15 protein-coding genes are annotated in these 15,743 nt (G+C 45.3%); 4 read left to right on the plus strand and 11 right to left on the minus strand.

Translation table 11 applies throughout. The features are described from left to right. Window positions 1–26: 26 nt before the first annotated feature. From V5298_RS00650 to V5298_RS00675, 6 genes are all read right to left on the minus strand, one after another. A complete protein-coding gene (locus tag V5298_RS00650) occupies window positions 27–299 on the minus strand; it encodes an HU family DNA-binding protein (protein WP_332929522.1) in 273 nt (90 codons plus the stop codon). 205 nt (window positions 300–504) lie between these two features. After that, window positions 505–1,101 (minus strand): outer membrane beta-barrel protein, encoded by a 597-nt coding sequence (locus tag V5298_RS00655; protein WP_332929523.1) that lies wholly within the window; start codon window positions 1,099–1,101, stop codon window positions 505–507. Window positions 1,102–1,225: 124 nt separating this feature from the next. Further along, the gene (locus V5298_RS00660) at window positions 1,226–1,999 is read right to left on the minus strand and encodes a hypothetical protein (protein ID WP_332929524.1); all 774 of its coding nucleotides are present in this window, start codon (window positions 1,997–1,999) and stop codon (window positions 1,226–1,228) included. 160 nt (window positions 2,000–2,159) lie between these two features. Beyond that, on the minus strand, window positions 2,160–2,738 hold the full coding sequence (locus tag V5298_RS00665; protein WP_332929525.1) for a hypothetical protein: 579 nt from the start codon (window positions 2,736–2,738) through the stop codon (window positions 2,160–2,162). Window positions 2,739–2,884: 146 nt separating this feature from the next. Further along, the gene (locus tag V5298_RS00670) at window positions 2,885–3,526 is read right to left on the minus strand and encodes a C-type lectin domain-containing protein (RefSeq protein ID WP_332929526.1); all 642 of its coding nucleotides are present in this window, start codon (window positions 3,524–3,526) and stop codon (window positions 2,885–2,887) included. A 57-nt stretch (window positions 3,527–3,583) separates the two neighbouring features. Next, window positions 3,584–4,468 (minus strand): 5'-3' exonuclease, encoded by an 885-nt coding sequence (locus V5298_RS00675; RefSeq protein WP_332929527.1) that lies wholly within the window; start codon window positions 4,466–4,468, stop codon window positions 3,584–3,586. Window positions 4,469–4,829: 361 nt separating this feature from the next. Here V5298_RS00675 and V5298_RS00680 point away from each other — a divergent pair, with 361 nt between their 5' ends. After that, on the plus strand, window positions 4,830–5,360 hold the full coding sequence (locus V5298_RS00680; protein WP_332929528.1) for a hypothetical protein: 531 nt from the start codon (window positions 4,830–4,832) through the stop codon (window positions 5,358–5,360). 279 nt (window positions 5,361–5,639) lie between these two features. On the opposite strand, the gene V5298_RS00685 is transcribed toward V5298_RS00680, so the two are convergent. After that, complete coding sequence (locus V5298_RS00685; RefSeq protein ID WP_332929529.1) at window positions 5,640–6,194, minus strand: YpsA SLOG family protein; 555 nt, start codon at window positions 6,192–6,194, stop codon at window positions 5,640–5,642. Between the two features lie 122 nt (window positions 6,195–6,316). Between V5298_RS00685 and V5298_RS00690 the strand changes: the two genes are divergently transcribed. After that, window positions 6,317–9,463: a PcfJ domain-containing protein gene (locus tag V5298_RS00690; protein ID WP_332929530.1), complete on the plus strand. Its 3,147-nt coding sequence runs from the start codon at window positions 6,317–6,319 to the stop codon at window positions 9,461–9,463. 34 nt (window positions 9,464–9,497) lie between these two features. Here V5298_RS00690 and V5298_RS00695 read toward each other — a convergent pair whose 3' ends face one another. Beyond that, entirely contained in the window at window positions 9,498–9,869 is a 372-nt protein-coding gene (locus V5298_RS00695) for a hypothetical protein (protein ID WP_332929531.1), read from the minus strand. A 191-nt stretch (window positions 9,870–10,060) separates the two neighbouring features. Between V5298_RS00695 and V5298_RS00700 the strand changes: the two genes are divergently transcribed. Beyond that, window positions 10,061–10,483: a TraR/DksA family transcriptional regulator gene (locus V5298_RS00700; RefSeq protein WP_332929532.1), complete on the plus strand. Its 423-nt coding sequence runs from the start codon at window positions 10,061–10,063 to the stop codon at window positions 10,481–10,483. Here V5298_RS00700 and V5298_RS00705 read toward each other — a convergent pair. Beyond that, on the minus strand, window positions 10,480–10,743 hold the full coding sequence (locus tag V5298_RS00705; RefSeq protein ID WP_332929533.1) for a hypothetical protein: 264 nt from the start codon (window positions 10,741–10,743) through the stop codon (window positions 10,480–10,482). The genes V5298_RS00700 and V5298_RS00705 overlap by 4 nt on opposite strands. Before the next feature lie 306 nt (window positions 10,744–11,049). Here V5298_RS00705 and V5298_RS00710 point away from each other — a divergent pair, with 306 nt between their 5' ends. Then, window positions 11,050–11,442, plus strand: coding sequence for a VanZ family protein (locus V5298_RS00710; protein ID WP_332929534.1), 393 nt, complete (start codon window positions 11,050–11,052; stop codon window positions 11,440–11,442). A gap of 26 nt (window positions 11,443–11,468) precedes the next feature. Here the strand turns inward: V5298_RS00710 and V5298_RS00715 are convergent, their stop codons facing one another. Next, a complete protein-coding gene (locus V5298_RS00715; RefSeq protein ID WP_332929535.1) occupies window positions 11,469–13,007 on the minus strand; it encodes a cation:proton antiporter family protein in 1,539 nt (512 codons plus the stop codon). 103 nt (window positions 13,008–13,110) lie between these two features. Next, window positions 13,111–15,624, minus strand: coding sequence for a hypothetical protein (locus tag V5298_RS00720; protein WP_332929536.1), 2,514 nt, complete (start codon window positions 15,622–15,624; stop codon window positions 13,111–13,113). Window positions 15,625–15,743: the final 119 nt, after the last annotated feature.

Consider the following 15,743-nt stretch of genomic DNA (forward strand, 5'->3'; position numbering starts at 1 on the left):
CGGCTTTTTTAATGTTTAAAATCGGGTTAATTGCAGGCGTCTTTAAGCAAAGTTCCAGCTTTGAATATCGGATTTTTTTTCGCGGGGATTTCGATGGTAGCACCGGTTTGTGGATTGCGGCCGGAGCGTGCAGAACGCTCTTTTACAGAAAAGGTGCCAAACCCGATAAGCGCAACAGAATCGTCTTTTTTTAGTGCTTCTGTTACCGACGCTATATATGCCTCCAGTGCGTCTGCTGCTGTTTTTTTGGGGATGTCAGCTTTTTCCGACATTTTTGCAATCAGTTCACTTTTATTCATAAGAATTCCTTTTGTTTGTCCTGTATGAGTAACACTATGTCCCAGCAATGGAACAGTATATAGTTATAGCATTATCTTTAGCGATTTAACACAACTATTTGTTTTAATCTTTTGTTTTATTAGCGTTAGCGCAAGACGGGAGTTTTTGAGAGGATAACAAAAAAGTCCACATGAAAAATGCAGACTTTTTTGCGGGATCGATACCTTAGAAGGAGTATCGAGCACCGACGGCAAAGGCTTGTTCGTCAGAGTTGTACTGATAAGTAAGACCTATGGCAATATCATTTGTAAAATAGTAGCGTGCGCCAAGTTCGCCGGTGACGTCGTCTTCATCATCGTAACCATCCATATCCATATTGGTGTAGGAGAGAGTGCCGGTGAGCTCAATTTCAGAAGAAATTCGAGACTTCACACCAGCGCTAACACCATAACCGTTAAAGCTGTCGTCATAGCCGTATGCATCAACATCTGAACGAATATAATTTACGCTACCAAACAAAGAAGTGCTATAAGTTAGCGCATGGCGCGCGCCAATTCCGATCGAGTAAGTGTCCATGTCAGCATCATAATCGTCAATGCTCACTGTTGAATATGAGTAGTTGATAAAGGCTGATTCACTTATCTCGAAGGCTCCGCCAATGGTAATGCCGTCAGCATCTACATCTGTGTCATCTAGGTCATAACTGGTATAGCCAACGTCAATATAACTAAAGTCGGGCGCGGTCTCTGTGACGCCTGCGAAGGCTGAAGAGCTCGCTGCTACGCCAAGAAGGATAGCAGAGGCAATAAATGTTTTTTTCATACGGTTTCCTTTTTTTTGTATAGGCAAAATGAGTCCTGCATATTGCGAACGCAATTTTAACATATTTAATTGCATTAAAAAACAGCATTAGTGTAGTGACGCATCTTATAAAGCTGGTTTTTGTTCATATTTTGGGGGTTCGTCCATGGGGCGTGTTTTTTTCATCCGGTGTTGTTTTTATCGTCTGCTTTACCGCTTGTTCTGGCGTGTCAGGGGTTATTTTGTCCAAAGCATCGATCATGATTGCTCGGCACATCTCATCGGAAAGTAAGTCGACGTTGAGACTCTTTTTTTTAGTGACGCTGGCTAAACGGTCTTCTAATCCTGTTATTCCAAAAGACTCACTGAATTCGTCCGAAATGATCCTGTAAAGCTGTTCAGGTGAAACGGAATCAAAGAGATTGTTGAATGATTCCTCAATATCGCTTAACACATCAATAACTTGATGTTCGAAAGGAGTGAGGTTTGGGGGCGTTGCAGTGAATTCCTGATCGGCAAAAACCACCTGACCTTGGGGCCAGTTGGATTCGCGGTAAGGGTTGCCTTCCATATAATCCGTCAGAACATCACTAAACGGGAAGTTTACATTCAGTGTTACGTCTATGCGACGGGTGCCATTAGCGCGGTCCGGGGTGTCCTCAAAGATATCAGGTTCAAACCCTACATTGACTTCAGCGCTGGCGACGTAGTTTTTAATGCTCTCGATGAACTTTTTATCCTTCCGGTTCACTTCATAAGCTGCAATGATTGACGCTTCTATGTAATCTGTAAAATCCTCGGCCAGTTCATCGTTTTGTTCACTGCTAATTACAGGTTTATAGGTGATGTCAAACCCATCATAATCATCAATGATTGCACAGTTAAATCCATGGCTGTGAGAGAAGGTTACCTGTTTCATATTTCTGCCAACTGTTTGTCAATACTATATTGATAGTATCACCAATGTTGTCTTTTTTTGATGATAGGAAAAATAATTGGAATTGTTGAAGAAAAAAAGCAAAACACCTATTCGATGGGTGTTTTGCTGAGTGTGAAAGGTAGGGGAGCGCCAAGTAGTTTTATTCGAAGTCAGAAATGACAGAGGGGCTAAACGTATCCACTTCATGCAAGAAACGCCACAGAGCGTCGTAGGACTCTGCTCGCTTACCATACCCATCATAAAGGAAGTCGGTAAAGGTACCATTCGTTGTCTCTACAGTTAAATATGCTGATTCCGCATTGGCGAGGCGTTGTGCGACCGCGACGCTAGACAGAAACGCCTGGTGTGTGGTGTCCCAGTTGATGCTCCAAATGTTATACTGACGATAGAGCATTTCATCACGCTGGATAAGTTCATTTAACGCGACCACGTCACCGTCGATGTAGAGTTCCGCGCCAGTAATTTCGGTATGCATACCGCTTAAGGCGACAATAAAAAGGACATTGTTTGGCTTGTTATCATGCCATTCTGCCCCTATGCGCGTACAAACAGGTTCGCCCTTGCATCCATTTAAGTGAGGCTCAATGTAAACCGATGGTTGATGGTTGATGCCGTCAGTTTGAACGATAGGGTCGAATTCGGTGGTGGTGCATCCAAATAGCATTGCCAAGACAATAAGCCCTACTGTCAGCAAAGAGGGTTTTAAAAGTCCTTTCATGGTTTCTTCCTTAATAACGAAATTAGTTACTATAATAACATTAAATTTTTCAATATAGCGCATCGCGTATGTTTTTTTGCAACGGGCGGTGTGTTGAGCTCTCTTGTCAAGAATAGAACTTTAATGGATGAGAGGACGGAGAGGGCTCAGTAATCACACGCGTCGTCGGCGTGTGGTTGCTGGTTAAGTGGGGATCGACGGCGCGCTTGGTATGCGAGAAAACTCAGAAAAAAAATGCCAACATGTGGTGATGGTAAATCAGTGATATTGGCGGCGGAGCTAAGGCCAGTGGGGTCGTCAACCACTTCAACCACGCCGTAAACACCATCGTAATAATCGACTCCACGACTGCCATCGAAGTCGTTCCAGTACCCTGCATAAGCTGCGCTGCGATACCACATGTACACTTGGTTTTCGTTTTCCCCGCCGTTAGGTTCACCAGAGGTGAATAACGTGTAGGTTACTTCTTCGCCCGAAATCCAAGTGAACTCGCCCTCATTGTCCTCATCATTTAATCCTATCCAAAGGTAGGTCATGGCGTATTCTGAACCACTGAACCCCCCCCATGTTTCGTTGATAAATATATGCTCTTCGGCATTGTTGATGGTGACAAGGTTGCCTCCGAGTGCAATTGCAGTCGATTGTGCATCGTCCCATGTGCTTTTGTCGAGCAGGTAGTAGGTGCTCCCGCCCCAAGTGGTTGTGTCCAGGACGTCGACGAGCAGTTCCGCTTTGGTAAAGGGCGAAAGGAACAATAAAAAGAGAGAGATAAGTTTTTTCTGGCACATAACGGAACCTTTGGTTTTTGTGTTTATTAAGCAAAATGCGTGCCGGGGATGAACCGATTAAATAGGATTAATATCAAAAAAACCCGGCAAGAACCCTGCTTTATCGGGGCCAGAAAAGCGCATTTCGTTAAAGTTCATGTTAAGGGGGACATCACATTTTAAGGCCACGAGTTTACGCGAAATGACGGCGGACTCGGGGTTTGCTTTCAGTTGTTTACATATGGCTTTTCTTAGTCTTAAATCAGTTTTAAGTATTTTTTCTGGTGTCCCAATAATGTCACTTAATGACATTTTTTGTAGGAGGTGTGCCGCAGAGGTCTCCGAAATTCCTTTCACGCCTGGGACGTTGTCGACAGTGTCCCCTGATAGGGAAAGGAGGTCGAGTACCAACTCGCCGGAAACGCCAAATTTATTAAGAACGTCTGTTTCTGTGATGATTTTTTTTAGCTTGCCGTTAAAGAGTGTCGTGTGTTCGTTGCAAAGACTCATTAAATCCTTGTCACCCGTAAAAATCGTTGAATGGAGCCTCATGCTGCTTAGTTTCGTCGAAAGGGTTGCGAGGACGTCATCGGCCTCGACGCCCTCAATGCAGAGCACAGGATAGCCTGCAGCCTTGAGCATTTGAGGCAGGATACGCTCTTGTTCAGACCGTTCTTTGGGTTTGGGAGGCCGGTTTGCTTTGTATTCTGCAAAGAGTTTGTGACGAAAGTTTTTACCGGGGTGATCACAGACCATGACGATATGTGAATTGGGTAACCCCATTCTTTGTACTTGTTGGCATTCACTGCGAATGATGCGAAGCGTTTCTCTTAAGGTGTAGACAGGGTGCCCGTCAATGAAGTCTTTTTCGTGAACACGCCCCGCACTAACTCTTTCATGAGTGTGAGGAAAGGCTCTGCCGAAAATGGCATTCACATCAAACGCATAGAGGTAAGGTTTCATTATGTCCTGCATAGGGTAAATATACACTCTTTGTTATATTGTACTAAAGGCCTTACATATATAGTATACGAAAAAACAATTTAAATGTTGCCCTTACATTTTTAAGAATAAACATTTTGTTATAATATTCCTTTAAACATTACAAATATGGTAATCTCGCAAAATATAAGGATTCTAATAAAGAAGCGCACAGATGCATATAAATGTCAGCAAAGGGGGAGTAACCCCTATAAAAAAGTCCTCCTTGGTCTCTTACGAGATAAAAGGTACAAACCAAAGGCTTGAGGATTTTGTGGGAAAGCGGGTTCGTTTCTCTCTTCAAAAACACAGTGAGTCATGCGCGTCAAGAACGGAGGTTAGTTTGAGCGAAGCGCAAGTGCTATACCTTGCGGCGGGCGCATTGCCTTATGTAAAAATAGCTCCTGCATCTAGTTTTTATCAACGCCTAGTGATGGATGGGGTAACCCTTGCAATGGAAATAGCTATCGTTCCCTGTAGCAATAAAAACGATGATATCCTTCATCAACTAAAGTTTAGGGGGGTAGCAACAAGCCCAAGTAGGCATGCGGGGTTATCCTACCCAGATTTTGGGATAGGGACGTTACTTGACTATTATGAGGAGATCAGGCCGTCTCTTTATGCGGTGGTAATTGATATCGTTCCTGGGTACCGTCCGTCGATGGTTTATGGTGATTTAAAAAAACATGTGATCCGATATCCCTATAAAGGGGAGCACAAGAATGAATTGTTCTCATTAGGCGCATACGAGGATGGGGTTACCTCATTGGTAATGGGGGTTTTTGGTCCGTATATTGTGACTGACATGGGGTATTTTAATTGGATGGAGTTAACCCAAGGGGGAGGTGTGATCGAGGTGATGGGTGACAGTTAACACTCGGCTGCCCGAGGTGAGGGATAAAGTGAGTTTTAGACACTGGTGCCAAGCCATGGAAATAGACGCGCAACAAGCAGCTTGTTTGCTGGGCATAAGCGTGTCTAACGTTTATAAATGCCTGCATGTCAATGGAAATGGTCCTATCAGTAGTATGGTAATGATGACATGCGAACTGGTAAATAAACTTGATAAGGAAAGCCGCAGCCAGTGGGTAATAGCTCAGTTGGGAACAGGTGATTGCTCGACAATATGGCCCTCACAGCGTCCTATTATAGCTTAAGTCGGGCAGAATCGGCCTCGGGTACGTCCTGAAGGATCAGGTTTAAGCCACCCTTTCTCTCTTAGGTGCTCACTCATCAGCGCAAGTAAAAAGCGACCCCCTTTTACATGGAGTCCAGGGTGAACACTCTCACGATTTCCCGCCACATTAATAACCTTAATCGAAAAAAAGCGAAAAAACGCTAAGGTGTTCTGCATTTCACTCTGATCGAACGCGGTCAAAATAACATGAGGCTTATTATAGTCAACACACGCTTGAAGGGTCGTTTTCGTCCCTTTTGATTGACGATTAGGGGACAGAACAAGAGTGACGTCAGAGGCTTGGATGTTAGCCCGAGTTCGGGGCACGTAACTTGTTGATGTGTGTTCGACAACATTGTAGCGCCTCAGCGTATAGTCCGGACCATTCTCAGTACGAAATCCTTTTGGTACATACCCAGATGTCGGTATGCGCAGTTTATATGCTGCGTCTAGCCCCGCGCGATCCGCGCCGGTTTGTCCTCCTGAAATAATAAGCAAAGGCGAATTACGGGTTACTGCTAATGGCTTCATGAAACACGACCCCTTTTGTTTAACCTATATTGCTATGTTATCACAAGGTTTTTGTGTGATAAAAAAAATAAAAACAACCATCAGTGATATTATCTTAGTTATAGGAATAACAAGGATTTGTCATGCTAACGTTTATGGAAAAATACGCTCATCTTCTCCCCAAAGACGTCAAAGAAGGCGAAGATGTTTTGAGAGCCGAACTTGGGCTGGTTCTTGATGCGTCCATGCCTCAAACGCTCCCGATTGTAATAGATGATGTTGCTGAGGGAGTCGCTGTTTACGCCCCGACCGGAATTGAAAAAAATGAGGGTGTTTACCAGTCAACCGGGGTGGTGACACTCTTTTTGCGGCGACACCAGGACAACGTCTTTATCCAGGTGAAACTGGACCGCGAGAGAAGCTTTCCATTCAATGGGCCAGAGTCGTTAAAGTATATCGCGAAAAACATTAAAAGCGTCCTTACGAAGAATCAGTACGCACACCCCGTCTGTTCTGGGGCTGATATTGCAAGTTGGTCATGTCCTTCTGAATGGTATGGAAAAAGTGTATTCACAAACCAATATGCGAAGCTTAGGACGAATTCTACTGGCCAACCTTTTTTATTGGAAAGTCTCCAAAGTGAGCCTCATTTAGCCGAGCTATATATCAATTCGTCATCCCTCCCCACTGACGTTTTTAATTCAACGATATTCGCTAGAGTTGGTCTAGAGAATTTGCTTAAGTCAAACCTTGGCGTTGATTCCAATCCGTTATTTGATGCTGCTGAACAAGAGTTCAAAAACGTTTTTGAACAAGCGTACCAATCGACAGTTCGCCCCCGAAACACCTTTATTCTGCAAAGCTGCCCCGAAATCATGTCGAACGAAGAACTTGAAAGCAATTACGACATCTTGGATTTAAATTTTATTGGTTCGGCCCCATCCCCCCTCTCAGCACTTTACCGTAAACAGTTTGTCGATTCGCTCACTAACATGCTCTCGCTTGATGATGCGTCGAAGCACGGAAAAATAAGGCTCCTGGAAGATATTGCGACTATGTCGAGAACGAGCAGATGGCGAGAACACCAAGCAGTAAATATGAGCATGTTTACTGCGGTAGATAAAGGCGAGTCCTTCTTACCACATTTAGCTCGTGGTGCTGGAACGCCCAATGCAAGCAAGAAAGAAGTGCGCCGTGCCTTGGCAATTATGCGTTCTCATCAAGCAGGTGGAACGGATAGGTGGCGTATTGAATTAGAGCGGAAGCATACGGCCTTTGGTTTAGCTAAACTCCCTAAAAGTTGGTTTGATATACCAATTGTAGGTGACCCGGACGGGAAAAAGGAGGATTACCTGACAAGCAGTCTCGCACCTAGTCCACAGGGAGGCAATCAAGGGGCTTACCGACTTTTCTTGAATCGAGCCACCCAACTGGGGCTAGAACTAGATAGATTGAAGGGCGTGGGGAATAAGCAAGGGATGAAGGCGCTTATAAAACCTTGGGCGTTCGCCAACCAATCCTCGTCGTTTTACGCGACACTGGAACAGCTTGAATCCAAGTATAAAATCGAGGCTGAAGGAGAGGACTATACCATTCTGCTTGAACAACTAAGCAAGTGTGTCGAGCTTGGTATGTTATACCGCGACACGAGCACAGGTAATGATTGTGTGGAGTATACGTCGGAAGGAACTCTTGCGATTAATCCTGATGCCGTCTCTTCAAGTATCAAGGCTAAGATTGAAGAGCAATGTGAGGACAGCTGCTTAGACTGGATTTATGATGATGACGTAAAACCGCTCTTTGAGGGGGAAGTTCAGTTTGTCTATCAAGGTGAGACGTACACGTTCACTTCAGTGAATGATAAGTCTGATGTTGACTTTGCATTTTCAGAACGGTTGAAGCGAGGTGAGGCTACGGCGTTGCTGGTGCAAGATGAGTCCGGTTTTGAACAGCACGTTATATTGGCTATTGATGATGAAGGCGTCTATGTTGAAGAGTCTGCGGATTTACATTGTGTGGCAGAGGCATTTGCGGCGAAGGTTAATAAGGGTGGAATTCCGGAGGTTGATAGTGCGTCGATAGAGCGCGTTACCGAGCAGCGAGAACAGGCTGTTGAACGGTATGACGATAATGATTACGACATTTATGAAGAGATGGATCAGGCTAGGATTGAACGCACGCTTAACTCTTCTTCAGTCGAGCCCTCGCTGCTCGCAAGACTGAATGGCAACCAGGCATTACACAAGCAGTACAATAGCTTAATTCAAGATGGTAACTTGGCAAGTTCCTATAATTTTAAATGGGAAAGCTTGTTTGATGAAGAAGTTATTCTCACCTCACCGGAAGGTAAGCAATACCGGCTTTCAAGTGTCAATACGCGCCTTGACCTTCTCGAAGAGGGAGTCACTATGAACCATTGTGTCTTTAGTTATCTTGGAAAATGTTTATCGGGGGAGTCGGCGATCCTTAGCTTGAAAGATGCGAACAACAACCGTGTCGTTACGGTTGAATTGGAGTTCCTAGAGTTTGACGATGATATGTGTGAAATAGGACAATGCTATGGCTACTCCAACGAAAAACCAAGTCGCGATGTGCTTACCCTCGTAGAAAAATTTGTGTCCGATATCAACCAAAAGCAAAACCCTTACGTTTCCTATGATGATATTGAACGTGTGACCTCTCAGTATGGTAATGAGGCCGTCTTTGACCATGTGGAGTCGCTTCCGTTGGATAACGGATCGATTTGCACCAGCATACCTTACGACACGCCCAGCGTTTACATTGCGGCATTTGCTATAGATGCGTTTACCCCAAAGGGATTATCGGTTGAAACCCTCTTTTCGGATAACACTCTAAGTTATGAGTTGTATATAGGATCAGGGATAGGTGAGGGGATGGAAAAAATAAGAAGCATCGCGGCGGCGCTAGACATGGACCCTTTGAATGCAGCTAGGATCATGGTTATCAATGATCTAACGCCTGATTCGCCTGATTTAAATTCATGCATAGAACGAACGCTAATGATAACGAAACGCACCAAAGAACTACACGACAGTCTACAAGGGCAAGTGCCGGAACATCAGGTAGCGACACTTATAAATGAAGAGTTGGAGGATGCATTTGGTGTTGCGTTAAGCGAGGGGGTTAACGATGGGAAAATGGATGCTCTTTCCATATCACGTTCCCTACGAGCTAAGCGTAAAGAAGATGGGCGTGCTTTAGAGACCCCCAACGATACGCTTCGACAAATGAGGGTATCAAGTCCTCAGCGTGCGAACAGTTTACGTTGATGCTATCACGTAGCACCCTCCAAAAGCGCGGACTTTACCACGAGGCCAACACGGGTTCTTCCCGTGTGTCACCGTCTTTTGTCGGAAACAAAGCTGGGTGGGACTTTTCCAAGTATTGATGCAGTAACGCGAGGGAGCTTTTACTTATGTCGAGGTGAGGGGTGTCAAAAAGGTCCCATGCCATTTTCCGCGACAAGGGTTCTTGCGTTAGCCCATCAAATCGCCAGTATATGTTAGTCCGCCAATATTGCCCAGCGCCCGTGCCAGCAACGGAGCCTTTAAATGGGTAACCACTTTCTGACGAGTATGAGAGAGACTGGGTAAAAAAAAGTTCACGAATTACACTTCCCCCTTTTGTTTTTAGTTCTTGAATTTTCGAGAGGTCTATTTTGACGTTGTAATCCATGGGTCATCCCTTCGTGATTTTGATGCCGCACATTTTAACATTTTTTATGTTAATGTAAATCAATATAGTAATCAAAAAGATGCTTTACTTTTTCCTTGCACTTACCCGTAAAAAAAGGAAGGTGTGATAACATCAATATATTGGGTGCCAAGGCGTCCACTGATTTATACCACTTAACAAGGATGATAAGAATGGATGTATTAAAGGACAAATTAGCAGCCTCTGGTGAGCAAGAGTACATGTCACCTGCTCAAGTGGCAGTGTTTAAGCAAGCTCTGTTTGATGAAAAAAGCAGACTTATCGCCTCAAACAAAAAATCTAAAGATGAAGAGATGGAGGGGGTGGGGGAACGATTCTCGGATCCTGCCGATGAAGGTCAGCGTATCACAGATGCCCTTTTGCGAAACTCGCAAGAATTCAACCGTACTAAGCGCATTCGCCAAATTGATCGAGCCTTGTTGGCGATAGCCAATGAGGAATACGGCTTTTGTGAAGTGTGCGGTGAAGAAATTGGTTTAGCGAGACTTACCGTAAATCCAGCCGCACTATCAGATGTGCATTGCAGTACGGTTAAGGAGAAAAAAAAGGCGCATTTTTTGAGTGTTGCGTTTTAATGTCTGTTGGGTAGCGGATTGCCCTCGACGATCATGCATGGCGTATGGATTAAAGCCAAAGAAAGTGTGGCTCCCAGTTTTTCTTGGATATCAACGGTGGATTCCAGTGATATGGCTATTAGCGTGTCAGCAATACACCGTCGCGTCACAGTGTCGTTGAAAGGGTATTGGGGAAAGACGCCGTCATAGGTTTTTTTTAGCACGTAGATGGCCTTTTCCCCCGCAATGCCCTCTTCTATTGCCTCAGACTTCAACAACATTAATGTTATCAGGTAGGAAGGCGGGCGATTCCGAACGGGTGGCGGCTCCGGGGCAGCATTAAGATTCGCCAGCAGAGAGGCTCTCTCTTCGGAAAAGGTTAAAGTACCCAGCGGGTACTGTGGATGACATGTCGGTGGTGGTGTTTTTTTAAACCCATTGTAATTATCTGTGTAGAGCCCGCGCATAGATTATTTTATTTTTAAGTGTTTCTAAACCCATTATGTCGTTTTTCAAACAGTTCAACAAGCACAATTGCTTGTTGTGCGCAGATATAATCGGGGAATAATTAAGATCAAGGATGATAAATGATACGCTCACCTCTTTTGTTTAAGTGTTTACTCATGGTATTAATGGTGAGTTTTGCCTTACTCTTTCTTCCAACAACCCTATGGCCTTTTGATTTATCGACGGCATTTAACAAATACAGTTGGCTAGATGACGTCGCCCACGCCACGTTATTTTCTGTCTTGTGCTTGGGCGTTCAGTCCAGTCTATTCCTCTCACGCCGAAAGACAGTGTTCGGATTACTGTTCTTTGCGATAGTCACCGAGGTGGTCCAAGGGACTATTTCGTCTGGCCGAACGGCTAGCGTCTCGGATGTGATAGCTGATTTCTCGGGCATCGTCATTGGCCTGGCTCTCTTTAAACTTGCTCGACCTGTCTTGTCAGGACTGTTCAGAACGACTTTCGCCCGGTGACTACTCACCGCCTTATATCCCCGCCCTCATAGGTGCGAGAGAAGACCTTTTCCCGCTTCGTGTAGCGTCATGTGACTATGATTTGCGCCCGCGAGCTCCATCTTACGAGCCTGATCCTCGTACTTACTGTGCGCAATGATGTCGCCGTCGAAGCCTTGTTTTCTTAAATTAACAATAGCAATAAGCGCTGCATCATATTCACAAGTTAAGATCACAGAGTCTAATTCGCTCGTATCGAGTGTTCGCCAAAAATTCGCATGATCCGCATCAGCAAAAGTCACATTGTAGTCACCCAGCTTTTTTAAACTGGTGACCTTTTCCGCGTCAGAATCGATCCCCAAAACCACTTTGTCTTGGTTGCTGCGAAGCGCTTCTTTGAAAGCTGCTCGCCCAATCTGGCCTAAACCAACAATCAATATATTTGTTGCCCCGAGTGTCATCGGTGCTTCGTCAGGATGGTACCCGTCCCGTTCAAAGCGTTTAAGCCACTTTTCGGCATGGTCAAACAACGTATGAGCATATTTATTGAGTGGGGCTGAAATAAGAAACGAAAAACTCACCGCAACGGCTAGGGGAATTGTCCATTCTGGCATTACCTTCGCGGCAACGATCAGTCCGAATTCACTAAAGTTAGTGAGTGCTGCTGTCGTCAGAAATGCGGTGCGAACTTTCAGTTTGAATGACACTAAGAGGAAGAAAAAGAACAGGGCTTGGAACGGTAACAATGCCACCACAACAACGGCGAAATAGACATCGTCCCACGATGGTAGCCCGTTCAGCCCAATAGTCATAAAGAACCCAACAAGAAAAACTTCTTTGAGTGGCCAAAGTGCGCTGTACAACTCACTGGCTTTAAAGTGCTTTGCGCACATCGCCCCCATGACCAATGCACCCAGCTCCGCACTCAGGCCAAGAACGTGGTGAAAGAGGACTTCGCCTCCAACGATAGCGAGCGTTAACCCAAGCAATATCAGTATGCCGCCATGGCCGCACCAATCTAAAACCTTATGAAAGACAGGGCGTGACACACATAATAACATAAGCCCCAATGACGCCATGCGAGGGGCTTCATTACTGGTAATAGAAATGAGCTCCATTGCGCCGAGATCTTGCACAATCAGTATACCAATGGCCATCCGACCATGGAAGGCTCGCAATTCCTGACGCTCTTCTAAAGAGTTCGCTGCAAGTACGGTGCTAGAAAAGGACAATAAAGACCCTAGTAGTAACGAGGTGGCCCACTCCCATGAAAAAACAAAATGGATGACGGTTGCGTAAACTAAGATAGAAAGCGCCATGTGTAAGGCACTCGTACCAAAGACTTCTTTTTTAAAAACTTCGCTAACATCAAGCTTCAAACCGACGGTAAAAAGCAGGATCAACACACCAATATTTCCGATTTCCCGTAAAGCATCCTCTCCGTCGAGGGAGTAACCAAAATGCTGCGATGCGTAAGTCAACCCAAACCCTGTCATGAGATAGCCAATAAGAGGGGGGAAACCCACTCGTTGAACCCCAAACCCAAAAATAAAAGCACAGCCTAACCAAATAACAACCGCGTCCACAAAGTTTCCTTGACTTACCTAATATTTGGTTATATTAACACATCAGCCGTTATTTGTCTTCCTTTATTATTTTTAATTAACTTAACGCATCATGGCGAAAGTCTTAAACTCCCGTGATGATGCGTTTAACAAAAGCGGTAATATTTTCTCGCGTTACGTTGTTGGATGAGTGCCAATGGAGTACCCGAGAGCCTGGGAGAGGTTGTGAAACGGTGTTGGGCGTAACTAGGTGTGTATTGATGACGTTTGCCCCGAAGAGACTAAGGTAATAGCTCGTTGTGGAGTCGGTTACAACGAGGAGGCGTCCGCGGGTCCCTTCATAGGGGATATCATTGACAAGGAACTGAAGGCTTGTCCCTTGCAGTCGAGAAGCGGCCACTCCTTTCATTTGGGTTATGGAAAAGGTGTCTGGAATCACCCCGTTGCTGCTAAACATTTTAATGTTCCGTTTATCGCTAATGTAAGCCTTTAGCATTTTGCTAAGTTCGGGGTCTTTTTCCAGTCCAGTAATCGTGGCGTATTTACGATTCCGAAGCCGTAACGGGCTTTGGGCCGCAATCGAAGGATTCGGCTCCGCATGAGCGGTACCAATCCGTAAAATTTCATATCCCGTATAGGCCCAGTCGGGTCCCATACCTAGGGGTTCGATGCGCTTCACCTGGCCGGAGATATCAATCATTACCAGCGTGTTGCGATCGCGTGCTGCGTGCGCCTTAAACCGGGCAACGTCATCTTCAGTGCTCAGCAGCATGGACGTAGGAGCAATGGCCGGCTTCCACTCGGGGATTTTCATTTTCAAAATACGTCCGGCCGACAAGCGACGAGCATGAACGACGGCTTCTTCTTCATTAAAGAAAAAGCGAGGCATGCCTTTTACTTTGTCGGTTACATTTCCATAAGCGGGCCCCTCCGCCAGCGGGTCGGAAGAGAAAAGAGGGGGGAAGGCGCTGTCGACGAGGTAGAGAATATTGTCTTGAGGAGAAGGTAATGCCAAATAGGGGTGTAATGCCTCTCTGGCTGCAATAAGAAACTTGCGGTCTTTTTTCTCACTGTAAGGATCAGCCGGATTTCTGGAGACCCCGGAGGTCATAATGCAAGAGGCAAGGGCGGACTCAAAATTATCAAGACAGTGGAGGGGAAGAGCCCCTTTTATGGTGCGAATAGCCTCTTTTTCTTCCCAGGTGCGCTCGAATAGCATAAACCCAACCCCAATGTTCTCTCCGGCGTAATTGAGGTGGCTAGACGTAAAGAGGAATGACTCTTTGAAACGGCGTTTTTTGGATCCCTCGTTAAAATCTGGAACGGGGAAGTCCCGAGGAACCGGAGTAATGTTTTTGCATATCTTGATATAGGTGTAATGGGTTTTATTCGCGTCAAAATACGAATGCTCTTTTATCGTAGCAACCATTTTAATAGTGTCACCAATTCCAACTTTTTTTATTTCAGGGCAAGGGTTAGACGCTTTCCAAATAAAGGCCCGCCCAGCATCGTCAACAAAGGAATAAAGGGTGTAGGCGTGAACCCCATATTGTTTTTCTTGAATTTTCACAAGGGTTAGCTTGAGTGCCCCACGGGCTTTTATTATGCCGAAAGGAGCGTTGATTTTCTTTTTTTTAAGCCGCAGCGCCTCTTGTTTTCTTTGGTAACGGTGGAATGCTGAAGGAATGGAAGCGAGAAGCCCTATTGCCCCATTTTGTTTTGTGTCGATAAAGCGGTGTGCGCATATTTTCTTGATGTTGTTGACGTAACTGTTGCCATCAGGGTTTTCGAGGGCGTTTACCCACGCGAGTATTTTAGACGTATGTTCACTGTGGGGGAAAGACTCAGGCGCTTTAGAGAGACCATCATGAAGGATCGCCAACGCTGTTGAAGGTTCGTTTCTATCCAAAGCTAATGCGGCCATCATAGCGCTCTGGGTCGACCCGCTTTCCCTAGAACGAACAAACCCGACGGTGGTGGTGTAAAAGGTAGCCATCTCGATCAATGTTGCGACAGGAACGAACCGGGGGTATCTGTAATTGTAAACATAAGAAGCGTCCATTTCATTCCACGGCTCATCCAGGCAAAAGAAACTAAGCATATCGAAGACGGCCATCACTTGTTTTGATGCTTCTCGTCCCAAGAGGCTACCCAGGCAGTTTTCCGCGATTTGCAAAAGTTCACCGGTACTGTTGTTTTCAAGGATGAAAGTAATTTTACGTTGTCGTTTTGACGGGCAGTGATCGCAAGTGGGCATGCAAACATGAATATTTTGACGGAAAGAGGCGAGTCTTATCTCTGCATCTCTGTTTACCGATAAAACAAGATTGGTAAATCCGTTACTGCAAGTTGCTCCGAGCTGAACCTTGGCCAGTAGGTTGTAGCTATCTATCAGAGGCAAACATCCGCTAAAAACGGCCTCTTTTTTTAACACCGGGATAAGCGTCGAATCGTTTCCGGTTTCCCGTTCCTTCGTCAAATGAACTATTTTTTCATGCCCGGTAAAGTGTAGTCTCGGCTCTGCTATTCCTAAACGTTGCGCATTCTTTTGCCAGGCACTGACTTTGGATAATACCTCACTTACCTTTTCAGCGATAATCCAGCGTATGCTCCTGTAATTTGGGGGGAGAGCATGCATGACAACTCCTTTTTAGCAAGGTCGCTGGTGTATTATACCACGGGCAATATTCAATTTAAGCTTGCGCAAGGAATGAAAACCAACGAAAAAGTCATTTTTTAGAGTAGGAAACACATGCG

Origin of the sequence: Alteromonas sp. 14N.309.X.WAT.G.H12, assembly GCF_036697315.1 — a bacterium.
GTDB lineage: Bacteria > Pseudomonadota > Gammaproteobacteria > Enterobacterales > Alteromonadaceae > Alteromonas.